Annotated in this window: 24 protein-coding genes; 19 read left to right on the forward strand and 5 right to left on the reverse strand. The window is 32.4% G+C overall.

Annotation, left to right across the window (positions count from 1 at the left end):
* The first annotated feature begins 153 nt into the window (after positions 1-153).
* The 3 genes from BK821_RS11605 to BK821_RS11615 all read left to right on the forward strand — a co-directional run bounded on the left by BK821_RS11605 (position 154) and on the right by BK821_RS11615 (position 2,259).
* Positions 154-510 (forward strand): DUF2200 domain-containing protein, encoded by a 357-nt coding sequence (locus BK821_RS11605; RefSeq protein ID WP_046837850.1) that lies wholly within the window; start codon positions 154-156, stop codon positions 508-510.
* Between the two features lie 40 nt (positions 511-550).
* Entirely contained in the window at positions 551-1,333 is a 783-nt protein-coding gene (locus BK821_RS11610) for an ABC transporter ATP-binding protein (RefSeq protein WP_046837849.1), read from the forward strand.
* A gap of 68 nt (positions 1,334-1,401) precedes the next feature.
* A complete protein-coding gene (locus BK821_RS11615; protein WP_046837848.1) occupies positions 1,402-2,259 on the forward strand; it encodes an HAD family hydrolase in 858 nt (285 codons plus the stop codon).
* Positions 2,260-2,531: 272 nt separating this feature from the next.
* Here the strand turns inward: BK821_RS11615 and BK821_RS11620 are convergent, their stop codons facing one another.
* Complete coding sequence (locus BK821_RS11620) at positions 2,532-3,647, reverse strand: hypothetical protein (RefSeq protein WP_046837847.1); 1,116 nt, start codon at positions 3,645-3,647, stop codon at positions 2,532-2,534.
* Between the two features lie 131 nt (positions 3,648-3,778).
* Here BK821_RS11620 and BK821_RS11625 point away from each other — a divergent pair, with 131 nt between their 5' ends.
* Positions 3,779-4,510: a metallophosphoesterase family protein gene (locus BK821_RS11625; protein ID WP_046837846.1), complete on the forward strand. Its 732-nt coding sequence runs from the start codon at positions 3,779-3,781 to the stop codon at positions 4,508-4,510.
* Between the two features lie 87 nt (positions 4,511-4,597).
* On the opposite strand, the gene czrB is transcribed toward BK821_RS11625, so the two are convergent.
* Positions 4,598-5,554: a CDF family zinc efflux transporter CzrB gene (gene czrB, locus BK821_RS11630; protein WP_071331701.1), complete on the reverse strand. Its 957-nt coding sequence runs from the start codon at positions 5,552-5,554 to the stop codon at positions 4,598-4,600.
* Positions 5,555-5,576: 22 nt separating this feature from the next.
* Positions 5,577-5,873 (reverse strand): ArsR/SmtB family transcription factor, encoded by a 297-nt coding sequence (locus tag BK821_RS11635; RefSeq protein WP_046837844.1) that lies wholly within the window; start codon positions 5,871-5,873, stop codon positions 5,577-5,579.
* A gap of 167 nt (positions 5,874-6,040) precedes the next feature.
* Here BK821_RS11635 and BK821_RS11640 point away from each other — a divergent pair, with 167 nt between their 5' ends.
* From BK821_RS11640 to BK821_RS11685, 9 genes are all read left to right on the forward strand, one after another.
* Positions 6,041-6,697 carry an SDR family oxidoreductase gene (locus tag BK821_RS11640; protein WP_046837843.1) on the forward strand — a complete coding sequence of 219 codons (657 nt, stop codon included), beginning with the start codon at positions 6,041-6,043 and terminating at the stop codon, positions 6,695-6,697.
* Between the two features lie 129 nt (positions 6,698-6,826).
* A complete protein-coding gene (locus BK821_RS11645; protein WP_046837842.1) occupies positions 6,827-7,525 on the forward strand; it encodes a FadR/GntR family transcriptional regulator in 699 nt (232 codons plus the stop codon).
* 614 nt (positions 7,526-8,139) lie between these two features.
* Positions 8,140-9,081, forward strand: a complete 942-nt coding sequence (locus tag BK821_RS11655) for a type I phosphomannose isomerase catalytic subunit (protein ID WP_046837840.1) — start codon at positions 8,140-8,142, stop codon at positions 9,079-9,081.
* Positions 9,082-9,097: 16 nt separating this feature from the next.
* On the forward strand, positions 9,098-9,325 hold the full coding sequence (locus BK821_RS11660) for a hypothetical protein (protein ID WP_046837839.1): 228 nt from the start codon (positions 9,098-9,100) through the stop codon (positions 9,323-9,325).
* Positions 9,326-9,563: 238 nt separating this feature from the next.
* Positions 9,564-10,544, forward strand: a complete 981-nt coding sequence (locus BK821_RS11665) for a YeiH family protein (protein ID WP_046837838.1) — start codon at positions 9,564-9,566, stop codon at positions 10,542-10,544.
* Positions 10,545-10,616: 72 nt separating this feature from the next.
* Entirely contained in the window at positions 10,617-11,987 is a 1,371-nt protein-coding gene (locus tag BK821_RS11670) for an EVE domain-containing protein (protein WP_071331702.1), read from the forward strand.
* A 428-nt stretch (positions 11,988-12,415) separates the two neighbouring features.
* Entirely contained in the window at positions 12,416-12,799 is a 384-nt protein-coding gene (locus tag BK821_RS11675) for a thiol-disulfide oxidoreductase DCC family protein (protein WP_071331703.1), read from the forward strand.
* Positions 12,800-12,817: 18 nt separating this feature from the next.
* A complete protein-coding gene (gene rbsK / locus BK821_RS11680) occupies positions 12,818-13,681 on the forward strand; it encodes a ribokinase (RefSeq protein WP_046837835.1) in 864 nt (287 codons plus the stop codon).
* A gap of 180 nt (positions 13,682-13,861) precedes the next feature.
* A complete protein-coding gene (locus BK821_RS11685) occupies positions 13,862-14,308 on the forward strand; it encodes a Dps family protein (protein WP_046837834.1) in 447 nt (148 codons plus the stop codon).
* Between the two features lie 178 nt (positions 14,309-14,486).
* Here BK821_RS11685 and deoD read toward each other — a convergent pair whose 3' ends face one another.
* A complete protein-coding gene (gene deoD / locus BK821_RS11690) occupies positions 14,487-15,197 on the reverse strand; it encodes a purine-nucleoside phosphorylase (protein WP_046837833.1) in 711 nt (236 codons plus the stop codon).
* A gap of 180 nt (positions 15,198-15,377) precedes the next feature.
* Here deoD and deoC point away from each other — a divergent pair, with 180 nt between their 5' ends.
* The 4 genes from deoC (at position 15,378) to BK821_RS11710 (ending at position 18,954) form a co-directional block, all read left to right on the forward strand.
* A complete protein-coding gene (gene deoC, locus BK821_RS11695) occupies positions 15,378-16,040 on the forward strand; it encodes a deoxyribose-phosphate aldolase (protein ID WP_046837832.1) in 663 nt (220 codons plus the stop codon).
* A 63-nt stretch (positions 16,041-16,103) separates the two neighbouring features.
* The gene (locus BK821_RS11700) at positions 16,104-17,405 is read left to right on the forward strand and encodes a pyrimidine-nucleoside phosphorylase (protein ID WP_071331704.1); all 1,302 of its coding nucleotides are present in this window, start codon (positions 16,104-16,106) and stop codon (positions 17,403-17,405) included.
* Positions 17,406-17,416: 11 nt separating this feature from the next.
* Positions 17,417-18,604 carry a phosphopentomutase gene (gene deoB / locus BK821_RS11705; protein WP_046837830.1) on the forward strand — a complete coding sequence of 396 codons (1,188 nt, stop codon included), beginning with the start codon at positions 17,417-17,419 and terminating at the stop codon, positions 18,602-18,604.
* Positions 18,601-18,954 carry a DoxX family protein gene (locus BK821_RS11710; protein ID WP_046837829.1) on the forward strand — a complete coding sequence of 118 codons (354 nt, stop codon included), beginning with the start codon at positions 18,601-18,603 and terminating at the stop codon, positions 18,952-18,954. Before deoB ends, BK821_RS11710 begins: the two co-directional genes overlap by 4 nt.
* Before the next feature lie 118 nt (positions 18,955-19,072).
* Here BK821_RS11710 and BK821_RS11715 read toward each other — a convergent pair whose 3' ends face one another.
* A complete protein-coding gene (locus BK821_RS11715) occupies positions 19,073-19,543 on the reverse strand; it encodes an S-ribosylhomocysteine lyase (protein ID WP_046837828.1) in 471 nt (156 codons plus the stop codon).
* 278 nt (positions 19,544-19,821) lie between these two features.
* Here BK821_RS11715 and BK821_RS11720 point away from each other — a divergent pair, with 278 nt between their 5' ends.
* Together BK821_RS11720 and ldmS are read left to right on the forward strand one after the other, a co-directional pair.
* The gene (locus tag BK821_RS11720; RefSeq protein ID WP_046837827.1) at positions 19,822-21,006 is read left to right on the forward strand and encodes a M20 family metallopeptidase; all 1,185 of its coding nucleotides are present in this window, start codon (positions 19,822-19,824) and stop codon (positions 21,004-21,006) included.
* Positions 21,003-22,199: an L-aspartate--L-methionine ligase LdmS gene (gene ldmS, locus BK821_RS11725; protein WP_071331705.1), complete on the forward strand. Its 1,197-nt coding sequence runs from the start codon at positions 21,003-21,005 to the stop codon at positions 22,197-22,199. Before BK821_RS11720 ends, ldmS begins: the two co-directional genes overlap by 4 nt.
* The last annotated feature ends 98 nt before the right edge of the window (positions 22,200-22,297 follow it).

A 22,297-nucleotide genomic window follows, 5' to 3' on the forward strand; every position in this document is an offset into this window, starting at 1 on the left:
TATCTAACGCCTGTTTTTTAGTATATATTCTATTTACTAAGATGAAGATATAGCTGTATAATGCTTAGACAAATTATTTTCAAATGACAAAAGATTCTATTATGCTTAAATTATTATATTATAGGTCTTATGGAAGATAAAGGGGAAATGATAGTGACTAAACCCAAAGTATATACAATGGCGTTCAGGTCCGTGTATCCTCATCTTATAACTAAAGTTGAGAAAAAGGGAAGAACCAAAGCAGAAGCAGATTTATTAATTCGATGGATGACTGGATATTCCCAAAAACAGATAGATCAAATGTTAGAAGATGATACAGACTATGAAACATTTATTGTGAAAGCGCCACAGTTAAATCCAGATAGAAATAAAATCACTGGTGTCATTTGTGGTGTTCGGGTAGAAGATATGGAAGCATCAGTTATGAAAGAAATTCGTTATTTAGATAAAATAATTGATGAATTAGCAAAAGGCAAGGCGATTGAAAATATCATGAGAGAAGATAAATAGAAAATATCGTGCAAGTACAGTTAGGAAAAGGGGAATATGGATGCTTATTGATTTAAAGCATATTGCTAGAAGAAAGCAAGGGAAAGAAATAATTAAAAATGTAAGTTGGCAAGTCAATAAAGGTGATAAGTGGATGTTATATGGGTTAAACGGTGCTGGTAAAACGACATTGCTTAATATTTTAAATGCATATGAACCTCATACTTCAGGTGAACTTACATTATTTGGAATGCAACCAGGTAAAAAGGGCTATTCTGCGGATAATGTACGCGCGCAAATAGGATTTGTGTCGAATAGTTTAATGGACCGATTTCAAGATGGGGAAATCGTGATAGATGTAGTTATAAGTGGCATATTTAAGTCTATAGGTATTTTCCAAGAAGTGCATCAATCATATATAGATATGGCTAAAAAGTATTTGGCACAAATGGGTATGTCAGATTTTGAAAATCAATATTATGGCTATTTATCTACAGGAGAAAGGCAAAAAGTACTTATAGCAAGAGCGTTGATGGGTAGCCCACAATTACTTATTTTAGATGAACCGGCTTCAGGATTAGATTTTATTGCGCGTGAAGATTTATTAAATGCGTTAGATTCACTTTATAAACAAAATCCACAACTAGCAGTGATTTATGTTACCCATTTTGTAGAAGAAATAACATGTAGTATCCAAAAAGGTTTTTTATTAAAAGATGGTAGCTGTTATAAGCAAGGGGATTTAACTTCAGTCCTTAATAGTAATACATTGAGTGAATTTTTCAATAGAAATGTATATGTTAATAATCAAAATCAACGTTATTCATTATTTTTACAGGAATAGTGCATTGCAGAAATGAAAAGATAGTGCAATAATTTAATACGATAATATGTGATGGGGGACTTATAGAAATGGATAATGTTAAAGCAATATTTTTAGATATGGACGGTACAATTTTACATAAAGATAACCGTGTAGATATAGAGACAGTAAAAGTCATCAGTCAGTTGAGAAATCAGGGTTATAAAGTATTCTTAGCTACTGGAAGAGCGCATGATGAAATACATTATTTAGTACCTGAGTCTTTTGAAGTAGATGGTATTATTAGTTCAAATGGTACATTAGGTGTAGTTGAAGAAGAAACGATATTTAAGCATAGTTTATCTTATAATACAGTGCTTGAAATCGTGAAACGTGCAAAACAACAAGCAATTTATTATGAGGTATTTCCCTTTGATAGACAGCGTATTGTACTTAAAGAAGATAAAGCATGGGCTGAAGAACTATTTGAAGCTAATACACCACCTGGAAAAGTTGGTGAGAGCGAATGGACTTCAAGAAAAGAATCTATTGTGAAAAAAGTTGATTGGGAAGATAGCATACCCGATAGTACTTTTTCTAAAATATATTTATTTTCACCAGACTATGATAAGATTACAAATTTTCGTAATCAATTAATCGAAGATGAAGTGGCACTACACATAAGTGTTTCTAATTCATCACGCTTCAACGCTGAAACAATGGCATTTGAAGTAGACAAAGGTACTGGTATAAAAGAAATGATAGAACATTTTGGCATTCGACAAGAAGAAACATTAGTTATTGGTGACAGCGATAATGATAGAGCGATGTTTGCATTTGGTCATTATACGGTTGCTATGAAGAATGCAAGACCCGAAATACAAGCATTAGCCAAAGATGTTACTTCATTAACAAATGAAGAAAATGGTGCTGCAGCATACTTAAGTGAACATTTTATAAATAACTAAGTATTTTAGTGTAGTTAATTTAAAAATTAAGAAATTAAGCCAAGTTACAGTGTTACAGTTAACCTATTGTGACTTGGCTTTTATTATTTAGACAATATTTTTTAAGAAGATTTCTATTGATTAATATAAAGTATGATATGAAATACGTTTATAATCGATAGAGAAGCTGCTAAATTGAACCATTAATCATAAAAGGTATAATTATCCAACATATTACAAAAAGCCAATGTAGCTATTCTATGAGCTACATTGGCTTTTATAAAATGAACAGGTTATTTATCTGATTTATTAAATTGATCTTTTAATTCTGAAGATTTGTTTTGTACATCATCATTTTTATCATTTAAATTAGATTTAACATTATTTTGTACATCTTCTTTTTTATTATTCAAATCTGACTTTTCAGTTTGATTTGAAACACTGTTTTTAACTTTTGATTGTTGTTCGGATTGATCTGTTTTTTTATCTTTTTTGTTTTCAGTAGATGTGATAGGTTCACCATCGTTATTATAATATTGAATGATAGCTAACATATTTGTATAGTAAACAGCTAATCTAATGAGTACAACAAGCACACTTACAATGTAGATGATTGTTAATGCAACTTTTTGTGAAATGCTACCAGTGCCAATTGAAATCAGTTGACTTACTGGATTAGCAAGAATAATTACAAGTAAATTTAATAACAATAATCCAATGAAGAATTTGAACCATGTTTTTCTACCATTTTTAATACCTTTAAATCCACGTTTGATACATCCCCAAGCACCTTTATTAGGGTCTTTAATGAATGCTAATGTGAAGTTGATAATTAAAATAGTAATAAACCAATAAATAAATGATTGAATAAACACGACTAAAGTTGCTGCAATAATTTGTAATGTCAATGAAATGCCAAGCGCATGATCAGAACTACTTAAAGGACCTTGTAACGCACCAAATAATTGAGCAATACCTAGATTTAGTAATTTAGATAATAATATATTAACTACTAATAGAAGGATTATAAATATTAAGGCGAATAAAGATAGTTTTAAGCTTTTAGCATATTTTCCTTTTTTAAATGTTGAAAATAAATCTTTAAAGTTTACCTTGTCTTTATTTATTGCTTTGTCTATAGTGTAGATAGTTCCTGATATTAATGGATAGCCAATAAATACAAAGAACAATAATGGAACAAGTAATGTTAGGATTAATATAAATATTGAACCTACGATTGATTGTTGCATAGCCATAGCCATAGCGAATTTATATAGCGCTGGTTGAACTGGCATAAACGTCAATATAGTTAAAGCAAATAATATGACAAAACTTACTATTGTAAAAAGTAAAATTTTAGCATGTTGTGGTTTAGCATTTTGTAAAGCTAGTTTATGAAATTTAAACAAATTTTAAGCACTCCTTTTTAGTGATAAGATTACGATATCAGAAAATTAAAGATTTTAAAATTAATAGGTAACAAAACAGCAATAAAATGTTAAAATATCGGAATGAACTCAAGTTGAAAGGAGATATCATCATGAAATTTGCAATAATTACTGATGTCCACGGAAATTTTGATGCCTTAGAATCAGTTTTAGATGATATTGATAGAAGAGAAAAAATCGATAAAATTTATAACTTAGGCGATAATATTGGAGTCGGACATGAAACGAACAAAGTACTGGATGCTATCTTTGATAGAGATGATATGGAAATTATAGCAGGTAACCATGATGAAGCAGTGATGTCGCTCGTCAATGAAACACCCTATCCAGAAGATTTAAAAGATAAATTCTATGAACATCATCAATGGATTGAAAGTCATTTAGATGAAGATTATTATGATAGATTAAATGGCTTATCACGTGTCATGGAGCTGACATTGAATAATAAAAAAATATTATTTATTCACTACGAAATTCCTAATGAGAAATTAGAGACACCAATTGATGGGCAACCATTTAGTCCAATTGTTGAGCCAAGTGAAGAAAATGTTAAAGCGTTATTTGCTGATAAAAATGCGGATTTAATTGTATTTGGACATAATCATACTGTACATTTATATGATGACAAATCAACTGTTTATTTCAATCCTGGATCAGTAGGATTAAATAATGGCGCATATGCAGTGTATGGCATTGTAACAATTGAGGAAGATGAATTTTCATTTGAACGTGTGAAAGTACCTTATGATAATGAAGAATTCATAAGAGGATTTAATGAGAAACAAGTACCAGCGAAAGAGCTCATATTTGATAAATTTTTATAACAGAAAACTGTTAAAACTAAACTAAGCACCGTATCATTTACTTTAGATGATACGGTGCTTAGTTGTTTAAGATTTAGAATAAAAAGGTTAATGGACATGGGCATGTACATCAGAACCTTTATCAATAGATGAACATAATGTTGCATTATCATGCTGATGTGCGTTTGTTTCTAATTGGATGGTCATATGTTGAATATTTAAATGTTCTAACTTATGCTCTAGTCGATTTAAGAGCACTTCGCCCTCTTGGATAGACATAGTATCAGCTACAACAGCATGACAGCTTAAGGCGTTCATTTCATTTGATATTGTCCATATATGGCAATCATGTACATTTTCAACCTGGGGCTCATCAATAATTGTAGAAATGACTTTAGACAAATTGACGTCACTTGGTGTACCTTCCATTAATATATTTAAAGAAGATTTTGTGATACCCCAACTACTTTTTATAATTAGAATAGAAACAATGATACTTGCTATAGGATCAGCAATTGTAAAATTAAATCCCCAAATGAGTAAAGCAGCAATAATTGCACCCACTGAACCTAATAAGTCACCCATAACGTGAAGGAAGGCACCTCGCATATTAATATTATGAGAGGTATCTCCGCCTTTAAACATTAAAGCGGCAACTATAATATTTATAATAAGTCCAAGAAGACTAATGATGAACATTTCTGTGGACTTAACATCTTCTGGTGTAAAGAAACGTCCAATAGCTTCTACAATTATGACAACCCCTATAACGAATAAAGTAATGCCATTAAATAGCGCGGCAAGTATTTCAAATCTTTTATAACCAAATGTTTTAGATTGCGTTGCATGCTTTTCGGCATATATAAAAGCAAGCAGAGCAACGCCTAATGAAATTGTATCGCTAAACATGTGTAAACCATCAGATAACAATGCTAAACTGTTGGCAACAAAGCCGCCGATAATTTCAACAATCATGAATATACCTATGATTAAGAAACTAATTAGTAATATTTTTTTGTTATTTGTGTGTACATGACCATGATTATGGTTGTGTTTTTCAGTCATACGAAAAACCACCTTTCTTAGCTTATTTATGAGTGGCGTGATGTATCGCTTGTTTTAACAAAGTTGTTACATGTGTGTCATCTAAAGTATAAATCATAGATTGTCCGTCACGTTTTGACTTAACTAAATGGGCTTGCTTTAATAAACGCAATTGATGTGAAACGTTAGATTGACTAATATCCAAAGTGTGTGCAATATGACCAACACTACATTCTCCATGTGATAATAAATGCATAATTCGGATACGATTCCCGTCGCTTAAAGCCTTGAAAATTTCAGTTACGCTATCAATCGTTTGTTGATCAAATGAATCATCCATATCGAGACCCCCTACATATTAATATATGAACATTTATTCATATATTAATATGTAGGGCGGAAATTGTCAAATTAAGCTATGAGATTGTATATACGAGCACTTTGGTTTGAATATCCTATAAAAGTGGTAAACTTTAAATATCAATATTATTAAGGAGGTAAAATTTTATGAGTATTTTAGTTATTGGAGCCAATGGTGGCGTTGGCCAGCATTTAGTAAATCAATTAAAAGATAGCAATGAATCTTTCACTGCAGGTGTGAGAAAAGAAGAACAAGTCAAATCTTTAAAAGATAAAGGTATTGAAGCTACTTTAATTGATGTAGAAGCTGATGATTTAGCTACACTTACAGAAAAAATTAAAGGCTATGATAAAGTGATCTTTTCAGTAGGATCAGGTGGAAGTACTGGTGCAGATAAAACAATCAGTGTAGATTTAGATGGTGCAATTAAATCTATCAAAGCAAGTGAAGCAAATCATGTGAAACAATATGTGATGGTTTCAACTTATGATTCTAGAAGAGAAGCATTTGATGCAAGCGGAGATTTAAAACCATATACGATTGCAAAACACTATGCCGATGAATACTTAAAACAAGCTAATATACCATACACAATTGTGCATCCAGGCGGCTTAACAGATGAAGCGGGTACGAATAAAATTGAAGTGGGAGCGTTTTTTGAAGGACGAGGCACTATTCCACGAGAAGATGTAGCGACAGTACTCAAAGAAGTAGTTACTACAGATTATTTGCTTAACACAGAGTTTCAAATCATTAGTGGAGAAGAAGAAATCACTAGTGCTTTAACTAACTTTACAAAATAAGTAAGTGAAACTTATTTAAGAGCCAATTTACATTTGTATGTAAATTGGCTCTTTTTTAATATATATGACTTTTACAATAAAATAATGGTATAAATTTGATACAATAGTACATATCGTTTGGAGGTAATCATGAAAATTTCAAACAAAAAAATTTATGAACAAGTTGCAGATATTATATTAGAAAGTATTAAGTCAGGTGAGTACAAGGTAGGAGATAAATTACCTTCTATTCAAAAGTTAGCTCAGACTTATGGGGTAAGCGTGGCATCGATTAGGGAGGCGTTGAATGCGCTACGAACAATAGGGGTTATTGAGTTAAAGCAAGGATATGGAACGTTTATCAAACAAATTGAACCTAAATTCTTTGAATTAGGTGATAAATTTAATTCCGTAGTACAAATTAAAGAACTACTAGAGTTAAGAGAAATTGTAGAAAGTTCTACAGTTGAAAAGGCTGCCATAAATCGAAGTGAAGAGGATTTAAAGAGGCTGGAAGAAGCATTAAATGAAATGGGAGAGGCTGTCACAGATGGGACTTCAGGTGAAAAGGCAGACTTAAGGTTTCATTTATTAATTGCTAAAGCAGCGCAAAATTCCCTATTAGTTGAATTGTTAAATAATATTTCAGGACTGATGAAAGATTCTATGGAAGAAACACGTAAAATATTTATCTATAGTGCTCAAAAAACAATGCATAGATTACATGAAGAACATGTAGCTATTTATAATGCTATTCTTGAGCAAGATAGTAAACGTGCTGTTAAGGCTATGCAATCTCATTTGCTAGAAGTCAAAGTAACAATTTTAGCAAATTTTAAAGAGCAGTAATACAATAATAAAATGCCATTTCAAAATATAAATTGAAATGGCATTTTTATAATTGTATAGTTAAAGTATGTTAGCTTGGGTTGAAACTAAGTGCTGCAATGGAGTTAAATGGGAGCACAGCAAATTAAAAAAGCCCAAACTTTTCCGGAGTTTGGACTTAATAGCAAATTTTATATTTTTGAAAAAGTACTTAACCTTTTTCAAGTGTATAATTCATCATGTAATTACCTTATATGTAACACGAGTAGAGCACGTTTCCGTAACTCTTTTGTCATTATACTATTTGAAGTAATCATTTGGCAAGATAAATTTAAAAACAATTTAAAAACTAATCAAAAACAATTTAACAAATATATTATTGTAATTTGTATATATGAGGTTGGGCGAAACTAATGTAAGAAACCGTCATATGAGTGTGGTGATATCATCAAGGACAGCATAAGTTATTAAAATCTCAATATATACTTTCATAGTAAGTTTAAATCTATGATACAATCACAATAGTTCAGAAAAACATAAAAAATACATAGATACATAAGCAGTGACTTGTATACGATAAAAAAATAGATAAAAAGTAAAGTATTAATCAACTTAAGAATTTGGAGGTGTGATTCATGGCGTTATTTTTGAAGCCAATATTTCATGAAAAAATATGGGGTGGTAGCAGACTTAAATCGTTTGGCTATAATATCCCTAGTGACAATATCGGAGAAGTGTGGGGCATATCCGCACATCCCAACGGTAGCTGTGAAATATTAAATGGACCATATCAAGGGCAAACTTTAGATCAAGTGTGGAATGAACATAGAGAATTATTTGGAGATTTTCCGAGTAAGGATTTTCCTTTAATGACTAAAATAGTAGACGCTAAGAAAGCATTATCAGTTCATGTACATCCTGATGATGCATATGCTTATGAAAATGAAGCAGGGCAATATGGTAAATCAGAGTGTTGGTACATCGTGGATGCTGAAAAAGACGCTGAAATTATATACGGTCTTAATATAGATACTAAAGAAAATGCAATAGATAAACTAAATGAAGCACAATATGAATCATCAATGTTTAATAAAGTTAAAGTTAAGCCAGGAGAGTTTTATTTCATTCCTGCAGGGACGATTCATTCGATTGGTGCTGGTATACTAGTATATGAAACAATGCAATCTTCGGATGTAACATACAGAGTATATGACTATAATCGAGAAAATGAAGCGGGTCATACACGTCCCTTAAGCCAAAGCAAAGCAAAAGATGTGATTGAAGTCTCTAATGAAAGCATCAATATATCAACCGATACAGAAATTGTTGAAAATCATAAACGGATACAGTTAGTATCTAATGATTTTTTTACTATGGTGAAATGGGAAATTTCAGGTACATTAAATTATATGAAACCGAGAGAGTTTGTGTTAGTTTCAGTACTGAAAGGACAAGGTCAAGTTATAGTAGATGGTGAAGTTTATACATTGAATAAAGGCCAAAATTTTATTTTAACTTCAGAAGATTTAGATACAATTTTTGAAGGTGATTATGAATTGATAGTAAGTTACTTATAGTAAAAGGAGGGTCATAATGTATAAATTTTTGTATATATCATTAATATGTGGAATTATATCTGGCATAGGCATATTTCTGAAAATACCTGATTATCCTTCGCTAGCATTTCCAATTACGATTGGTGTACTTGGCATAGTTACAGCACTGATTACAATTCCTGACAAAGAAATAAGTGGTTTATTAAAGTTAGGCGGCGTATTAATTAATTTTATGCCAATCATGGGCGCTTTGACAGTAGCCTAATAGTTAAATAAAAAGTATCTTTACATACGTGTAAAAGATACTTTTTTTATGAGTTGATTTTCTTATGTCATTCTAAGCATTATGAAACAGTAGGAGGATTAAAGATTTGAAATAAGCTCAACAATCTTAATTGATGACAAGATAATCAATAAAATAAAATTAAATAACATGCTATTTATCTATGCAGTTTATTTAAATAAAAATATGGTAAAATGGAATTTGAATTGGAGGTGGAAAGGTGAATAAGACTAGAGGAATTATCATGACCTTAGTAATCGCAATGGTTGCAACAATATTAGGGAGTAAATTTCCAGTAGTAGGTAGTGCAATTTTTGCGATTGTTATAGGTATCATTATTAATAATTTGTTTGTGATCCCTAAAAAATATGAAGCGGGCATCCAATTCAGTAGTAAAAAAATCTTGCATTATAGCATTGTAGTATTAGGATTTACATTGAGTTTTCACTCTATAGGGGCGATAGGATGGAAGTCACTTCCAATTATAATTATCACATTAGGCGCAGCATTTCTTACCGTTTATTTATTGATGAAATGGTTGAGGACTAGTGAGAATTTAAGTATTTTAATAGCTGTAGGAACATCTATTTGTGGTGGTTCAGCTATTGCAGCAACAAGTCCTGTAATTAAAGCTAAAGAAAGTGAAGTTGCTTTGGCGATTGCCACAATTTTTTTATTCAACTTAATTGCAGTGTTCATTTTTCCGCCGTTAGGACATGTTCTAAATATGGGGGAAGTAGCATTTGGATATTTTGGAGGCACGGCTATTAATGATACTTCAAGCGTAATAGCAGCGACTTCAAACTATGGTAATACAGCATTAGAAACTGGTGCAATTACAAAATTAACGAGAACTTTAATGATAATACCAGTTGTATTATTCTTTACATACAGAACTATTCGTCAAGCACGATCAGAACAGTCTAAGATAGCAGTGAAAAATGTATTTCCTTGGTTCATAATGTGGTTTGTAGTAGCATCACTGATTAGTACAATTTTAAACTTTTCCCCTACAATAATTAATATTTTTCATCAACTTTCCTTGTTTTTAATTACTATGGCAATGGGCGGCATTGGATTAACAGTTCAATTTAGACAGTTTAGACAAGCCGGTTTTAAACCGCTATTTATAGGTTTAATCACGTGGATTGTAGTTATTGTAACAAGCTTACTTACTATGAAATTAATAAACTTATTGTAATGATTGTTACATAAGTACTTTTTGCATATAATAGGAAAGATAGAATTTTTACATGAGATAAGGAGTATCTAAATGGCAGAGGAAATAAGTTATTTTTGGTTGAATTGCGGATATAATCGCTGGAATCATAACGAATCTTTAGTTGGGCAAGAGACATTATTTGAATCAGGTGCACAATTTAATCCTTCACAAGGTTTCAGATCTTTCAAACAAGCTAAAGTGGGAGATCGTGTTATCTTTTATCAAGTCCAAATGGATACTGGTTTATTAGGGTGTGGTGAAATTACCAGCGTACAAACGGGTGCTCAAAATAAAATTCGTGTGCAATTTCAATTACAAGAGGAACTTAAACCATTAACAACAGACTATTTAAAACGAAGTGAACAATTAGAGTTTAGAATAAGAAATATGAAAGAAACATTATTTAATGAAATATCACAGGACGAATTTGATTTAATTGTCCGTTTAGGTAAAGGTGAGGCTAAGATACCTAGGTATTTCTTCATAGCTGAAGAAGTAGAATTTGAGCCGAAATCTTATAATACGATATATACACATACTTATAATGGCATAAAACGTAATGGGTACCATTTTTATACTCAACTTGAAATTGGTGACCAAATCATTTTTTATAATAAAAAGCGGGACCAATCTGTAATTGGCGTTGGTGAAGTAAGCCGACATATACATGAAAAAGCCCCAATTCCGGGTAGAACAAACAGCACAGCTATCGAAGTGTATTTTGAACAAGAAATTGATCCCGTATCATTAGGGACATTAAATAAACATCCAAAATTAAAAAATTTATATTACTTGCAAGAGAATGCCAAGCAAGCAATAGCGAGTATGTCACAAACTCAATTTGAAGCAATACTTGAAATGAGTGAAAATGATGGATTGAAATCTCAATTTGAGGCTGTTAAGAGTGATAATATCATTGATAAACCTGACGAAGATATCAAACCATTTATATTACTTTTGGTAGATAAAGGTGAGGGCTTAAAAGCTGCTGAAGATTTATTGCAAAAAGCAAATGCCAATCCAGTTATTATTGCGGGACACCCGGATTTCACTGAGGACATGCTTTATGGTAAATATTTACCTAATGAAGCTGGCGCACTGTATTACAGAGAAGGATTTATTACAAGTCTAATGCCACGCAAAGATAAAAGCCATTTAGTTATAGATAATTTTAACCGCATTGATCCAGATATATTCCAAACGTACATTAACGTTTTAGAAGGTTACGAAATGACTTTACCACGTTATAATAAAGAAGGTAATATGATTAAATGGTCAAGGAAAAAGGATTCATTCTATCACTTTAATCCTAATTGGCATATTGTAGGTATTACTTATGATGATTTGAATGAAATTAAACGTAAGTATACAGAACAATTTTTAAAATATGCGCGAATTGTAAAAGTGAATCAAGACGTATAGTGAATGAATAAAAATTACTCAATTAATTCATTTTGGAGCTAGAACTTCAAAACACCGCCAAACTTAATTCGTTTGGCGGTGTTTTTTAAGATATTCATACTTGTAAGCATTTTGCCCTATGTTTGAAATCCAGTATATATAGTGGCTATAGTACCATATTGAATTTCAAGTAATGTGCTATTTATAGAAGATAAAAGATAGAAATATAATTTCATCTGGTTTCCAACTTCGTACATAGCTAAACGCTTCTAATTTTTCATAACATTTTTTATAAAATGTAGTGTATAGTAATATTTGTTGGAAGCGCATACTTTTATAAGGGGTTATATGATTTATTTTGGTGAATTTAGGATATAATATATAGAGAGACTGAACATATTCGAATCTTAAAAGAAAGAAAATTTTATACTGTTAGGATGTGTATTGATATGCCAATTATTTATTATGATGGTACTTGTGTTTATTGCTATAATTATGCGATTTGGCTCATCAAAAATGGGCTATCAAGTCGTTATCAATTTGCACAATTACAAGGTGAAACAGCACAAAACTTGTTAGAAAATTATCCAGAAGCACGTCAATATAATAGTGTGATATTACAAGAAGGAGATCATTTACAATATAAGTCAGATGCGATTGCTACTTTAATTATGTCACTGACAACTTATAAATGGCTAGGTATATTACTAAAATTGACGCCTAAAATTTTAAGAGATTTAGGATATAATTTATTTGCAGATAATAGAAATAGAATGTGGAAAACACATTGGCATAAGCCTAATGAATATGAAAAATCATTTTTTATTGACTGAATAGACGGAGGAAGCAAAATGGGAAATATTATTGTAGTCGGCAGTGCGTCCATAGACTTAGTAGTGAAAACAAACATGATACCTAAAGCGGGTGAAACGGTGATGGGAGATACATTTTTTACTACACCTGGTGGAAAAGGGGCTAACCAAGCTGTAGCAGCAGCACGTTTAAGTGATAACGTATATATGATTGGTGCAGTAGGTGAAGATGAATATGGAAAACAGATTATTCGAAACTTAGAACAAAACAATGTAAATACAGATTATATAGATATAATAGAAAATGAAGCGTCTGGGACAGCTCATATTACATTATTTGAAGATGATAACCGTATTATAGTTGTACCGGCTGCTAACAGTTATGTTACAGCTGATAAAGTATTACCTAAGTTAGAGCATTTTAATGCTGGAGATATTATCGTCATGCAACATGAGATACCTGAAGAAACAATAGCAGCGGTAGTTAGTTTTGCAGAGAAACATGATATGAAAGTCATATTAAATCCTGCACCTTATCGTAAGCTTGATCATGACATTATAGAAAAAGTGACTTGGGTTACGCCAAATGAATCAGAAAGTGAATTATTATTTGAAAATCAGGTGGATAAAGCATTAACAAATTATCCTAATAAATTGATAGTCACAAAAGGCGCATCAGGAGCGGTTTTCTATAGCGATTCTCAACGGCTTGTAGCAGGTTATAAGAAAGAAGTCATTGATACTACTGGGGCTGGAGATACATTTAACGGTGCATTGGCAGTGGCACTAATTGAAAATAAAACACTTGATGATGCAGTTGCATTTGCAAATTTAGCGGGCAGTTATGCTATAACAGGATTAGGTGCGCAAAGCGCTATGCCATACAGAAAAGACTTAGATTAACGATGGATAATCAGGGTATATATTCAATGTGATAGCGCTAGTTCTTAATTTAAAATAATTCTAATTTAGAGAGCTATCACCCTTTACAGATTATAATTATTATTATATAATAATTAATGTAATCAAGAACATGAGTTGTTTTTTCGAACTAACAACGAAATTTAAAGGAGAGATTTAAACATGGCAAAAAATGAAGACGTAGTAGTAGTATTAAATCAACAAGTAGCAAACTGGACAGTAGCGTTCACCAAATTACACAATTTTCATTGGTATGTTAAAGGGCCAAATTTCTTCTCTTTACACACAAAATTTGAAGAGTTATATGATGAAGCAAGCCAATATATAGATGATTTAGCTGAACGTATTTTAGCAGCAGGAGGCAATCCTGTAGCAACTTTAAAAGAAAGTTTAGAACTTTCAATTATTAAAGAAGCTGGCAAAGGTTATAAAGCTGAAGAAATGGTAGAAGAATTATCTAAAGATTTCACAAATGTTTCAAAACAATTAGAAGAAGCAATAGAAGTAGCTTCAAATGCTAATGATGATGTAACAGAAGACATGTTTATCGGTATGCGTACTAATATTGATAAACATAATTGGATGTTAAAATCTTATTTAGGACAATAATACGAGATATAATAAAAGAGGACTAGATTTAAAAATCTAATCCTCTTTATAAATACATATAGCGTATGGATCAACCAACTTAAAAGATAAACTAAGAAAACACTATGTATAAAATTAAGCCGGTAAAGGGTTTCCTTTACCGGCTTTTGTATTCCCAAAATGTTATAAATGACGAAAATTATTCAGCCATTTCAAGTGCGATTTCCATCATTTGAGTAAACGAATTTTGACGTTCTTCTGCAGTAGTTGCTTCATTACGCAAAATATGATCACTAACAGTAAATACACCTAACGCTTTTTTGTTAGCATACGTAGCATTTAAGTATAAAGCAGCAGATTCCATTTCTATTCCTAATATACCCATGCGTTGCCATCTTTCATTAAATGTCTCATCTGCATTATAGAAAGTATCAGAAGATAAAATATTACCTACATGTGTAGTTGCACCAATGTCATCAGCCTTTTGTTTAGCTTTCAAGATTAAGTCAAAATCAGCTAAAGGAGCAAAGTGGCCAGGGATATTATATTGATCTACATAACTAGAGTTCGTAGAAGCACCTTGCGCTATAATAATATCGTAAAGATTAACATTGTCTTGTAATGCACCACAAGATCCGATACGGATAATAGTATCAACATCAAAGAAATTGTATAACTCATAAGAGTAAATACCAATACTTGGTATACCCATGCCAGAGCCCATAACTGAAATTTCTTTACCTTTATATGTGCCAGTATAACCAAACATATTTCTTACTTCATTAAATTGTTCAACATTTTCTAAATAATTATCGGCTATGTATTTTGCACGAAGTGGATCTCCCGGCATCAATACAGTCTTTGCAATTTTAGTCCCGTTAGGTTGAATATGAGGTGTACCTTTTGTCATAATCATCTTCTCCTTTAAATTCTTATCAATTTAAAGATAACATTTGTTTATTATTTTTGCGAATTTTTGTAGTATAAGGGTTAAAGGGAAAGTTTATTAAGGATAAGTTTTTAATTTTGCTTTATAATTGTAAGCGATATTGAACATATTTTTATAAACAAAAAATTAGGAGGATTCCAAATGAATTACGCAAAGTATATAGATCATACACTACTTAAGCCTGAAGCAACAAGAGTGCAAATTGATAAAATTATTGAAGAGGCAAAAGATTTTAATTTTAAATCTATTTGTATTAACCCTACACATGTGAAGTATGCAGCTGAGTTGTTAGGCAATTCAGATGTTTTAGTATGTACAGTGATAGGTTTTCCATTAGGTGCAACAACTACAAAATCAAAAGTATTTGAAGCAGAAGATGCTATAAATAATGGCGCATCAGAAGTAGATATGGTTATCAATATTGGTGCTTTAAAAGATGGACGTTATGAAGAAGTTCAAAAAGATATCGAAGGTGTAGTAGCTGCTGCTAATGGTAAGACGGTAAAAGTTATTATCGAAACATGTTTATTAACAGATGATGAGAAGGTAAAAGCTTGTGAATTGAGTAAAGCAGCAGGTGCTGATTTCGTTAAAACATCGACTGGTTTCGCAGGCGGCGGAGCTACTCCACAAGATGTTAAATTAATGAAAGATACTGTTGGTGATGCTTTAGAAGTGAAAGCATCAGGTGGCGTAAGAAATTTAGAAGATTTTAATAATATGATTGAAGCGGGTGCTACACGTATCGGCGCTAGCGCAGGAGTTCAAATTATTCAAGGCTTAGAAAGTGACTCTGATTACTAATTTTAAAGAATAGTATACTTATCTATGAATAAGCATGATATACAAAAGGGGAGGTCTACTGATATGAGAATGGTAGATTTAATTGAAAAAAAACGTGATGGCCAAGCACTTACTCAAGAAGAAATTGAATTTTTTATCACTGGTTATACTAATGGTGATATTCCAGACTATCAAGCTTCTAGTCTAGCTATGGCGGTATTTTTTCAAGATATGAATGATGAAGAAAGAGCAGCTTTGACTATGGCAATGGTCAATTCAGGAGATGTCATTGATTTATCGGATATAAATGGTATCAAAGTTGATAAACATTCTACAGGTGGCGTTGGCGATACAACAACATTGGTACTTGCACCTTTAGTTGCATCAGTTGGCGTACCAGTCGCTAAAATGAGTGGTAGAGGACTAGGTCATACAGGTGGGACAATTGATAAGTTAGAATCTGTCAAAGGATTCCATGTTGAAATCAGTGAGGAAAAATTTGTTAAACTGGTTAATGAATCTAAAGTTGCTGTAATAGGACAAACAGGCAATTTAACGCCTGCAGATAAAAAATTATACGGTTTACGTGATGTTACAGGCACAGTAAATTCAATACCATTAATAGCATCATCAATAATGAGTAAAAAAATTGCTGCTGGTGCCGATGCTATTGTTTTAGATGTGAAAACAGGTAACGGTGCATTTATGAAAACATTAGAAGATGCTGAAGCATTAGCACACGCTATGGTTAGCATTGGTAATAATGTAGGTAGAAATACAATGGCAATTATTTCTGATATGGGTCAACCATTAGGTAATGCTATAGGTAATGCTTTAGAAGTTAAAGAGGCCATTGAAACGCTACAAGGCAAAGGACCCGAAGATTTAACTGAATTAGTCATGACTTTAGGTTCCCAAATGGTTGTAGTAGGCGGGAAAGCTAAAGACCTAGAGGAAGCACGTACAATGCTTCAACAAGCAATTGAAGATGAATCAGCATTAGAGACATTTAGAACGTTTTTAGAAAATCAAGACGGCGATGGTTCAGTTGTAGATGACTTGTCTCAATTACCTCAAGCTAAATATAAAATTGAATTACCAGCGCAATCATCTGGCGTTGTGACTGAAATTATTGCCAATGAAGTGGGTGTAGCTTCAATGATGTTAGGTGCAGGTAGACAAACGAAAGAAGACGATATTGATCTTAGTGTTGGTCTGGTACTACACAAAAAAGTTGGAGATAAAGTTAGTGAAGGTGACGCGTTACTAACAATACACAGTAATCGAGACAACATTGATGATGTGATAGAAAAGTTAAATCAAAGTATTACAGTAAGTGAACAGGGAGAAGCACCAACATTGATTCATAAAATTATTACAGAATAGGAGTGGACATAATGACTACACCTTTTAAAAGAGTACACTTAATCGTAATGGACTCAGTAGGTATTGGTGAAGGTCCTGATGCAAAAGCATTTAATGATGAAGGTAGTCATACATTAAAGCATACATTAGAAGGTTTTAATCAGACGTTACCCAATTTACAAAAATTAGGATTAGGTAATATTGATGATTTACCAGTAATTGACAAAGAAACAACACCTCAAGCGTTTTATACTAAAATGAGTGAGGCATCAGTAGGCAAAGATACAATGACAGGTCATTGGGAAATTATGGGTTTAAATATCATGCAACCATTTAAAGTGTACCCAGAAGGGTTTCCAGATGAACTTATTACTGAAATTGAAACAATGACTGGACGTAAAGTTGTAGCGAATCGCCCTGCTTCTGGTACGCAAATTATCGATGAATGGGGCGAACATCAAATGAAGACAGGCGACTTAATCGTTTATACTTCTGCTGATCCTGTACTTCAAATAGCTGCACATGAAGATATCATACCTTTAGAAGAACTTTATGATATTTGTGAAAAAGTAAGAGAATTAACGAAAGATCCCAAATATTTAATAGGTAGAATTATTGCTAGGCCTTATTTAGGTGAGCCAGGTGCTTTTCAAAGGACATCGAATAGACATGATTATGCATTGAAACCATTTGGTAAAACAGTTATGAATGAGTTGAGCGATGGAGGCTATGATGTTATTGCCTTAGGAAAAATTAATGATATTTTTGATGGTGAAGGGGTAACAGAATCTGTACGTACTAAAGATAATATGGACGGTATGGATAAACTCATAGACACTGTAAAACATGATTTTAATGGTTTGAGCTTTTTAAATTTAGTTGATTTTGATGCTTTGTATGGTCATCGTCGTGATAAATCAGGCTATGCCCAAGCGATTAAAGCATTTGATGAACGGTTACCCGAACTTATAGATAATTTGAGAGAAGATGATTTAGTCATTATTACAGCCGATCACGGAAACGATCCAACGGCTGAGGGCACTGATCATACAAGAGAGTATATTCCAGTACTTATGTTTAGTCCCAAAATCGATAAATACCATGAGCTTTCAACAGATGATACATTTAGTTCAATAGGTGCTACGATTGCGGATAATTTCAATGTGAAATTACCTGAATTTGGGAAAAGTTATTTGAAAGAAATGGGTGTAGAAAGATGAGGCAGTTGCTTCGTATCATCATCGGTATAGCTTTTAGTATAATAGGATTATTACATTTTAAAAATGAAGAAAGTTTTAGAAATATTGTTCCAGACTACTTACCATTTAGAAAGGCAGCAGTACTTATAACTGGTGTGTTTGAAATTGTGTTTGGGATAGTATTAATTTCTAAACGACCATCATTGTGTTTAAAAAGAGGAATCAATGCATTTTTATTAGCAGTGTTACCGGCAAACATTTATATGGCCCAACATAACATTCCTTTAGGTGATAAAAAATTACCTAAATGGGCTTTATATAGTCGACTTCCATTACAATTTGTAATGATGAGAGTTATTCATAAATTATAATAATAAAAAGCACAATTGTATCAGTAATGATAGTGTAAGTGTATAAATCAAAGCCCCAACAGACATTTTAAATTCTGTTGGGGCTTTATTATTATGCTAGGAGATATAGCCTAGACTTTTATTTATTTTCACCAAATACATCATGCCATTCAGATCTTTTATCTAAAAAGGTTTGTGCAATTTCTTTAGCGCCTTCAAGTGAATGGCTTGCTGCCCAACCACATTGTACTTCATTGCACGCTGGAACTTCTGATGCATTTAAGACATCATGAATAGTTTGTTCAATAATATTTAAAACATCCTCATAGTCATCGTGATTAATAAATGAAACATAGAAACCTGTTTGGCAACCCATAGGGCTAATATCAACGACTTTATCAGAGTGATTTCTAATGTTTTCAGCCATTAAGTGTTCTAGTGAATGTAATCCTGGCATCTCCATGTGTTCCTTATTCGGTTGTTTAAAGCGAATATCGTATTTATGAATAACATCTCCATTAGCGCCTTCCATTTTGCCAGCTAATCTAACAAAAGGTGCATCGACGATTGTGTGATCTAAATTGAAACTTTCAACGTTCATTTTTGGCATGTTATATCCTCCTAATATGTTCAGTAAATTAATTGTAACAAGAAGGCTAAGTATTTACAATTTCTGAAATGTGGTATAGATACAAAGATAAAGAAAGATATTTACTAAAATTTCAGATAAGTGATGACAGAAACTTATAAAGCCGATAAAATAAGTAATAATTAAAATGTGTTTTGTGTATATAGAATAATATGGGGATATGATATTGCTTTTTTACTTATTGCATATTATTCAAGCAATTGACAATGTTGTTGTATCTTAGGAGGTAAGTGGAGTATATGGAAAACAAACAAATTATCTTAGATTATATAGAGAACGAAAAACTTAATTATTTGGAAATAAGTCACCAAATTCATCAAAGACCTGAATTGGGTAATGAAGAGATTTTTGCTGCTAGAACACTCATTGAAAATTTAACAAGACATGACTTTGAATTAGAGACAGATATCGCGGGTCATGCGACAGGTTTTATTGCACGTTATGATTCAGGACAACCAGGTCCGACAATAGGGTATTTAGCAGAATACGATGCACTACCAGGGTTAGGACATGCATGTGGCCATAATATTATAGGTACTGCTAGTGTATTAGCGGGTATAACTTTAAAACAAGTCATCAATAAAATTGGTGGTAAAGTAGTTGTGTTAGGTTGCCCAGCAGAAGAAGGCGGTGAAAATGGCAGCGCTAAAGCTACGTACGTAAAAGAAGGCGTTATCGATGAATTAGACGTAGCTCTAATGGTTCATCCTGGCAATGAAACTTATAGAACGATAAATACTTTGGCTGTAGATGTTTTAGATATAAAATTTTATGGTAAAAGTACGCATGCGTCTGAAAATGCAGATGAAGCAAGAAATGCGCTTGATGCTATGATTTCTTATTTTAATGGGGTCTCCCAATTACGCCAACACATTAAAAAAAGTCAGCGCGTACATGGTGTAATTTTAGATGGAGGTAAAGCAGCAAATATTATTCCAGACTTTACACATGCTAGATTCTATACAAGAGCTACCTCGCGTAAAGAGTTAGATGTGTTAACAGAGCGTGTGGGTCAAATAGCTAAAGGTGCCGCTATTCAAACAGGTTGTGACTATGAATTTGGACCTATACAAAATGGTGTGAATGAATTTATAAAAACATCTAAGTTAGACGACCTGTTTGCGAAATATGCTACCGAAATGGGGGAAGCAGTGATTGATGATGATTTTGGATATGGTTCTACAGATACTGGAAATGTGAGTCATATCGTACCAACCATTCATCCGCACATTAAAATAGGGTCACGTAACTTAGTTGGACATACCCATCGCTTTCGTGAAGCAGCAGGTAGTACGCATGGTGATCAAGCGCTAATTAGAGGAGCTAAAATCTTATCATTAATGGGATTAGAATTAATTGAAAACCAAACATTATTTGAATCCATAATTGAACAACATCAATTTATAAAGGAGCACAAGAAATGACAAATCGAAGCTCTCTAAGTCCTAAACTAACCCTTAGTGATCTTTATGATTCGAATATCGTTTATACGTCTAGGCCATCCTATATTTCAAATCCTTGGTTGGAACCAGAAGAACACCAATCCAATTTTTTAACTGGTCGAGAACTTATCATAGCAAATCAATTACCAGTTATTGTACACGAGGCAAGTGTTACAGATAAATTGAAGACGTTATTAGAAACAATTGGTAAAACTATGCCTACAAATGTGTTTAAGTTCAAAGATCAAGAGAGCTATGAGCAATTAATTAAATATTTAGCACATAAAGAAAATAAAAAAATATATTTTCAATATATTCATGATGAAACGATTCTAAATAAATCATTTTATGCATTAGATAAAGATATATTTTCGGCATTAAATAACAAAGCGCGTATACCAGAATGGACAAATTATAAATATTTGCCAAATAGAGAAGTGATTGATATCCAGCATTTCACGGATGCAGTATCGAAGTGGAATTTCCCATTTGTGCTAAAGCCTGGAGATGATTTGCCTACTGCAGGCGGTTATGGTGTTATGATTTGTTATAATGAGCATGATTTAACTAAGGCGACAACGCGTATTATGGCTGCGCAAGAAGAAACAGATAGTATAATTATTGAACAAAAAGTAGAAGCTATAGCAAATTATTGTGTTCAATATGCATATTCAGAACAAGAAGGTATTAGATATATAGGAACCTCTGAACAGCTAACAGGAAAATATGGTCATTATAAAGGAAATCAAAATGTGCAACAAGTACCTGAAACAGTTATTGAAGCGGGTAGAGAAATTATGGAAATAGGGGTTTCTAAAGGTTACTATGGAGTAGCAGGATTCGATTTATTATTAGATAAAAATGGAGACGTTTATGCTATTGATTTGAACTTTAGACAAAATGGTTCTACAAGTATGTTATTACTTGAGCCATTATTAGACAAAGGCTATCACAAATTTTATAGTTATATATCCCCCGTTGATAATGCACGTTTTTTTAATACAATTCTAAAATATGTTAATAAAGGTGTGTTATTCCCATTATCATATTATGATGGTGATTGGTATGATAATGAAGACGTAAAATCAAGATTTGGGTGCATATGGCATGGCGAATCAAAAGCGGAAATTGAAGCAATTGAGCAACAATTTTTAAAAGAACTAGATGTAAATTGAATATAAAATTCGAAACAATTCTGGTATCTATGGCTCAACGTACACCATAGGCGTTATAAGCCTTAACCTATAGGGATGAAACAGAGATTGACTATCAC

The sequence above is a fragment of the Staphylococcus sp. LCT-H4 genome, assembly GCF_001866145.1.
Taxonomy (GTDB): domain Bacteria; phylum Bacillota; class Bacilli; order Staphylococcales; family Staphylococcaceae; genus Staphylococcus; species Staphylococcus succinus.

Excerpts from the sequence above, each read along its gene's own strand:
- BK821_RS11610 (WP_046837849.1), top strand. The coding sequence starts at position 551 with ATGCTTATTGATTTAAAGCATATTGCTAGAAGAAAGCAAGGGAAAGAA.
- BK821_RS11615 (WP_046837848.1), top strand. The coding sequence starts at position 1,402 with ATGGATAATGTTAAAGCAATATTTTTAGATATGGACGGTACAATTTTA.
- BK821_RS11625 (WP_046837846.1), top strand. The coding sequence starts at position 3,779 with ATGAAATTTGCAATAATTACTGATGTCCACGGAAATTTTGATGCCTTA.
- czrB (WP_071331701.1), bottom strand. The coding sequence starts at position 5,554 with ATGACTGAAAAACACAACCATAATCATGGTCATGTACACACAAATAAC.
- BK821_RS11635 (WP_046837844.1), bottom strand. The coding sequence starts at position 5,873 with ATGGATGATTCATTTGATCAACAAACGATTGATAGCGTAACTGAAATT.
- BK821_RS11640 (WP_046837843.1), top strand. The coding sequence starts at position 6,041 with ATGAGTATTTTAGTTATTGGAGCCAATGGTGGCGTTGGCCAGCATTTA.
- BK821_RS11645 (WP_046837842.1), top strand. The coding sequence starts at position 6,827 with ATGAAAATTTCAAACAAAAAAATTTATGAACAAGTTGCAGATATTATA.
- BK821_RS11655 (WP_046837840.1), top strand. The coding sequence starts at position 8,140 with ATGGCGTTATTTTTGAAGCCAATATTTCATGAAAAAATATGGGGTGGT.
- BK821_RS11660 (WP_046837839.1), top strand. The coding sequence starts at position 9,098 with ATGTATAAATTTTTGTATATATCATTAATATGTGGAATTATATCTGGC.
- BK821_RS11670 (WP_071331702.1), top strand. The coding sequence starts at position 10,617 with ATGGCAGAGGAAATAAGTTATTTTTGGTTGAATTGCGGATATAATCGC.
- BK821_RS11675 (WP_071331703.1), top strand. The coding sequence starts at position 12,416 with ATGCCAATTATTTATTATGATGGTACTTGTGTTTATTGCTATAATTAT.
- rbsK (WP_046837835.1), top strand. The coding sequence starts at position 12,818 with ATGGGAAATATTATTGTAGTCGGCAGTGCGTCCATAGACTTAGTAGTG.
- BK821_RS11685 (WP_046837834.1), top strand. The coding sequence starts at position 13,862 with ATGGCAAAAAATGAAGACGTAGTAGTAGTATTAAATCAACAAGTAGCA.
- deoD (WP_046837833.1), bottom strand. The coding sequence starts at position 15,197 with ATGACAAAAGGTACACCTCATATTCAACCTAACGGGACTAAAATTGCA.
- deoC (WP_046837832.1), top strand. The coding sequence starts at position 15,378 with ATGAATTACGCAAAGTATATAGATCATACACTACTTAAGCCTGAAGCA.
- BK821_RS11700 (WP_071331704.1), top strand. The coding sequence starts at position 16,104 with ATGAGAATGGTAGATTTAATTGAAAAAAAACGTGATGGCCAAGCACTT.
- deoB (WP_046837830.1), top strand. The coding sequence starts at position 17,417 with ATGACTACACCTTTTAAAAGAGTACACTTAATCGTAATGGACTCAGTA.
- BK821_RS11710 (WP_046837829.1), top strand. The coding sequence starts at position 18,601 with ATGAGGCAGTTGCTTCGTATCATCATCGGTATAGCTTTTAGTATAATA.
- BK821_RS11715 (WP_046837828.1), bottom strand. The coding sequence starts at position 19,543 with ATGCCAAAAATGAACGTTGAAAGTTTCAATTTAGATCACACAATCGTC.
- BK821_RS11720 (WP_046837827.1), top strand. The coding sequence starts at position 19,822 with ATGGAAAACAAACAAATTATCTTAGATTATATAGAGAACGAAAAACTT.
- ldmS (WP_071331705.1), top strand. The coding sequence starts at position 21,003 with ATGACAAATCGAAGCTCTCTAAGTCCTAAACTAACCCTTAGTGATCTT.